6 protein-coding genes are annotated in these 4,973 nt (G+C 64.8%); 5 read left to right on the top strand and 1 reads right to left on the bottom strand.

The window, feature by feature from the left end; translation table 11 throughout:
* Positions 1–442, bottom strand: a 442-nt coding sequence (locus K728_RS0102430) for an Lrp/AsnC family transcriptional regulator (protein WP_024475735.1), incomplete at its 3' end; no start/stop codon positions are given.
* Between the two features lie 296 nt (positions 443–738).
* On the opposite strand from K728_RS0102430, the gene K728_RS0102425 reads away from it, so the two are divergent.
* From K728_RS0102425 to K728_RS0102405, 5 genes are all read left to right on the top strand, one after another.
* Positions 739–1,770 carry a thiamine pyrophosphate-dependent enzyme gene (locus K728_RS0102425; RefSeq protein ID WP_024475734.1) on the top strand — a complete coding sequence of 344 codons (1,032 nt, stop codon included), beginning with the start codon at positions 739–741 and terminating at the stop codon, positions 1,768–1,770.
* On the top strand, positions 1,763–2,800 hold the full coding sequence (locus tag K728_RS0102420; protein ID WP_024475733.1) for an alpha-ketoacid dehydrogenase subunit beta: 1,038 nt from the start codon (positions 1,763–1,765) through the stop codon (positions 2,798–2,800). The genes K728_RS0102425 and K728_RS0102420 overlap by 8 nt, the downstream gene beginning before the upstream one ends.
* Positions 2,793–3,122 (top strand): biotin/lipoyl-containing protein, encoded by a 330-nt coding sequence (locus K728_RS0102415; RefSeq protein ID WP_019481228.1) that lies wholly within the window; start codon positions 2,793–2,795, stop codon positions 3,120–3,122. The genes K728_RS0102420 and K728_RS0102415 overlap by 8 nt, the downstream gene beginning before the upstream one ends.
* Positions 3,123–3,147: 25 nt before the next feature.
* Positions 3,148–3,948 (top strand): alpha/beta fold hydrolase, encoded by an 801-nt coding sequence (locus tag K728_RS0102410; RefSeq protein ID WP_024475732.1) that lies wholly within the window; start codon positions 3,148–3,150, stop codon positions 3,946–3,948.
* 128 nt (positions 3,949–4,076) lie between these two features.
* The coding region (locus tag K728_RS0102405; protein WP_024475731.1) for a serine/threonine-protein kinase at positions 4,077–4,973 on the top strand (897 nt) is incomplete at its 3' end.

The raw sequence follows: 4,973 nt of genomic DNA, 5'->3' as shown, positions 1-4,973 counted from the left end.
GCAGGGTCCGACCCTCGAAGTGGGTATTCAGCACGATCACGGTCGATGAGCGCACCACCGTCCGGGTAGCGATGATGGCGTCAATCACCCGCTGCAGGTCCGGGTTGGACCGGGCCGCCACCTTGGCGAGCAGATCGCTCTCGCCCGAAACGGTGTGCACTTCCTGGATCTCCGGGATCTTCGCCAGCGCGACGGCGACGGCGTCGTGCCCGGAGTCCTGGTGAATGGTCAGCGAACAGTAGGCCACCACCGGGTAGCCCAGGCTGCGCGGTTCAATCCTCGGCCCCCAGCCGGCGATCACCCCGTCGCGCTGCATGCGGTCGAGCCTCGCCTGGATGGTGGCGCGGGCAACCGAGAGGCGCCTCGACGCCTCAAGCACGCTCATCCGCGGATCATCGGTGAAGAGCTCAGCGATTCGTGAATCGAGGGGATCGATGACCATGGATAACCTTTCGGGAGCAAAAGACGCGCCGGTGTTGTGTCTTGGCGAAATAGTGACTACTGTCACAGACGTTGGTCTATTCGACCAAGCGGCAGGGGTGGGTTCGACGGCGCACGTGCTCCTGTCGCTTTTTTTGTGCCGTCTTTTTCCCAGCCTATCGAACACTTTGTATATCAATTGCCAACATGTCTCAGCATTCCGAGACATACTGCGCAGCTCTCACCACACAGATTGCAGAGGCTGCATTTTGGACGTAGCGTCGCTCGAGCAGAGTGACTTCGATCATAAGGATGGCAATGAACTCCACGCCCACCCCTCCCGAGGAGGAACTGAAGAGGCTCTACCGGCTTCTGGTAACAGTGCGTCAGCTGGATATTGCGGCCGTCCGCTGGCAGCGACAGGGCATCATCCCCGGCTACGCTCCCCTGCTGGGTCAGGAGGCGGCCCAGGTGGGCAGCGGCTTCGCCGTCGACACTGCGCTGGACTTCGTTTTCCCCACCTACCGGGAGATGGGCGTGGCCCGGGCCATGAACGTTGACATGGTGCAGTACATGGCCACCCACAAGGCCACCTGGCATGGCGGGCTTTACGATCCGGCTGCCACTCACCTTGCACCCATCCAGGCGGTAGTCGCCGGATCGGTTCTTCACGCCGTCGGGTGGGCCCACGGCCAGACCCTCGCCCGGCATGAGCGTCAGCCCGGTACCGGCAGCGGCGTCGCACTCACCTATTTCGGCGACGGAGCCAGCTCCCAGGGCGATGTCCATGAGGCAATGAACTTCGCTGCGGTGATGAAAGCCCCCGTGATCTTCTTCGTGCAGAACAACGGGTGGGCGATCTCCGTCCCCACGGCCGCGCAGGTTGCCGGTGGCGCCGTGGCGGCCCGCGCCGCCGGTTATGGGATGCCGTCCCTCACCGTGGACGGCAACGACGTCGTCGCCGTCCTTGCGGCGACCCGGCAGGCGGTTGAGCATTGCCGCGCCGGGAACGGACCCATGCTGATCGAAGCCAACACGTATCGCCTGGGTCCACACTCCACGAGCGATGACCCAGGCCGTTACCGCTCCCTCGCCGACGAGCAGACAGCCCGCAGCCTCGATCCGGTGCAGCGTTGCGCGGACCTGTTGCGTACCGCCTACGGAACGGAGACCGATTATTTCGGCGCCGTCCTCGCCGAGGCCGAGGCCGAAACCGAACGGGTCAGGGAGGGTCTGGAGGCTCTCGAGCCGCGGCCCGGATCCGACATGTTCACCTACGTCTTCCAGGAGAGCACGCCCGCCCTGCAGCAGCAGGAGACAACATGGAGAGAGGAATCAGAGCATGTCTGAGCAGACGGCGGAGATCACGGCTCCGGTCACAGTCGATCCCGAGTCGCCCCTCGAGCACCTCTCCATGCAGCAGGCGCTGAATCGGGCGCTGGCAGAATCGCTGGACGAGAATCCCAAGACCCTCATCTTCGGGGAAGACGTGGGCCAGCTCGGCGGCGTGTTCCGGATTACCGACGGGCTGCAGCAGCGGTTCGGTGCGGACCGGGTATTCGACACCCCCCTGGCCGAATCGGGCATCCTGGGCATGTCGGTGGGGCTGGCGATGGCGGGTTTCCGCCCCATCCCTGAAGTGCAGTTCGACGGGTTTGCCTACCCCGCCGTCAACCAGATTGTGTGCCAGCTCGGCCGGATGAATTACCGGAGCCGGGGCACCCTCCCCATGCCGATCACCCTGCGGGTTCCCTCCTTCGGCGGGATCCGCGCGCCCGAACACCACGGCGAAAGCCTTGAGAGCCTCTTCGCCCACGTGCCCGGGCTGAAGGTGGTCTCGCCGTCGGACCCTCATCAGGCCTACCACCTGCTCAAGCATGCCGTGCGGCGCCCCGACCCGGTGATCTTCATAGAGCCCAAGGCCCGCTACTGGCAAAAGGGACAGGTCGACACCGCCGACGGCGGCACCCTCGAAGGCTCGCGCGTCGCCCGCAGCGGTCGGCACGTCACCCTGATCGCCTGGGGTGCGATGGTGTCACGCTGCCTTCAGGTAGCCGAGCTCGCGGCCGAAGACGGGATCGACGTCGAAGTCCTCGATCTGCGCTGGCTGAAGCCGATCGACGCTGCAGGCCTTGCAGCGTCAGTGCTGAAGACGAAGCGCGCCGTCGTCGTCCACGAAGCGCCGCGCACCAGCGGACTGGGCGCCGAAATCGCGGCATTGGTGACCGAGCAGTGCTTCAATGTTCTGAAGGCACCGGTGGAACGGGTGACAGGGTTTGATGTCCCGTATCCCTCCGGCGATCTGGAAGACGAGTACGTACCGAACATCGACCGGATCCTGTTCGGCATTCAACGAGTATTGGAGCATCGCCGTGGCTGAATTGTCCTTTCCGCTACCCGACCTGGGTGAGGGCCTGATCGAGGCTACAGTCCTGGAATGGCTGGTCGCCGTGGGTGACACTGTTGAACGCAATCAGCCGCTGGTTGAGGTGGAAACCACCAAGTCTGCCGTGGAGTTACCCTCACCGCAGGCGGGAACAGTGGTTAGAGTTCATGGTGAGCCGGGAGACGTAGTGAAAGTGGGGGACCCTCTGATTGTGTTTGAGGTCCCCGACAACACGGCCGGCATTGTTGGCACCGTGCCCGAGGAACGCGCGCCCAAGCGGCGGGTGCGCCTGAGCCTCGGGTCCGACGACGACTGACACGCCTAATCTGAGGGAGATCGATATGGGACGCCACCGGGACCACCTCGTGGAGGGCATTGACCCGCACCTGTCCGTTGAGGAACACAGCCCTGCGCAAAAGTCCGACGCACGCCCTGTGCTGTTGCTGCATGGATTTGCGTCGTCGTCGAAGTTGAACTGGCATGATTCGGGCTGGGTGAGGGCATTGACCGACGCCGGTCGGCGGGTGATTACCGTCGATCTGCCGGGCCACGGGAGCAGCGCCTCCCCCGAGGAACGTGATGCGTACGCACCAAGCCGGATCCGGGCCGACCTGTTGCAGCTCCTGCTGGACTACCAGGTGAGCCCCCTCGACGAGTCCAAGCCTTCCAGCGGCGTGGACATTATCGGATATTCGCTGGGATCGAGACTTGCCTGGGAGTTTGGCGCCACCCAGCCTGAACTGGTGCACCGGATGGTCCTCGGGGGGCCGGGCACCGCAGACCCCCTGGCTGATTTTGACCTTCCCGCCGCCCAGCAGCACCTGACCGACGGCACCCCCATCGACGACGCCTCGACCGCCGGCCTGTTACGGATGGCCCGGCTGGTGCCATCCCACGACGTCTTCGCACTGCTGACCATGGTGGAGGCGATCAAGGGCGAGCCGTTCAACGCTGCCGAGGCAGTGCCGCACATGCCGTTGCTGCTGGTCGCCGGCGACAAGGACGACCGGGCAACCACCATGCCCGAGCTGGCCGCGTTGAGTCCGCGCGCGGAGACTGTCTGGCTCCCGGGCCGAACCCACACCAATGCGGTGACGTCGAGGGCCTTCAAAACGGCTGCGATTGAGTTCCTCAACGGTTAGCTCACCGCGCTTTTCGCTGGCTCCGTGCGGCGCGTCACTACTCGTGCCAAAGTACGATAGCGTGGCATAGTCAGCGGACTTAGTAATACGAGCTGATCCCTGTCAATCTCTCGTACGGTGAGGACCCCGTGAACCAACTGCTAGCGCAGCGGTATCGAACCGCCGAGCTCCTCGGCACGGGCGGCGCGGCGGCTGTGTACCGCGCGATTGATCAGAACCTGGGCCGCGACGTCGCGGTCAAGGTGTTCAACCCCAGTACCTCCGACGACGACGACTACCGCCGGCAGCACACCGAAACACTACTGCTCGCCACGCTGAACCATCCGGGCCTTGTTACCCTCCACGATGCGGGGCTGCAGCAGGACGAGTCGGGCCGGACCACCAGTTTTCTGGTCATGGAACTCGTCGATGGGCTGGATCTGAGGAAACTCCTGAAGACCGAACGCCTCGAACCCCTAGCGGTGGCCCAGCTCGGTGCCGACCTGGCCGATGCGCTGGCCTACGTCCATTCCCAGGGCGTCATCCATCGGGACGTCAAGCCCGCAAACATCCTGCTGTACCGTTCCGACGAGCAGGACACCCGACTGTACTCGAAGCTGACCGACTTCGGCATTGCGCGGATGGTTGACGCCTCGGCGGCGACCGCCACCGGCGCCACCATCGGCACCGCCAACTATCTCAGCCCCGAGCAGGCGCACGGAACGGCTGTCGACTACAAATCCGACATTTACTCCCTCGGCCTGGTGCTGCTCGAATGCCTTACCGGCAAAAAAGCCTTCCCCGGCGCCGTCGTCGAAGCGGCCGTCGCCCGGCTCCTGCGCGATCCTGAGGTTCCCGCCGATCTTGGACCCTTCTGGGCCCCGCTCCTGACCAGCATGACGGCACGCGGCCCCCAGCAGCGCCCGGATGCCCACGAGGTTGCCCTGGCCTTGCGTGAGTATGCCGCGGCCGACGACGACCTCCTGGTGTCCAGGCCCGCCGGGCAGGCCCACCCGGACGAGTCAGCCGCTGAGTCGCCGGGGGCG

The sequence above is a fragment of the Arthrobacter sp. CAL618 genome (assembly GCF_000468215.1).
GTDB lineage: Bacteria > Actinomycetota > Actinomycetes > Actinomycetales > Micrococcaceae > Arthrobacter_D.
This window is presented reverse-complemented; position numbering and strand designations above follow the sequence as displayed.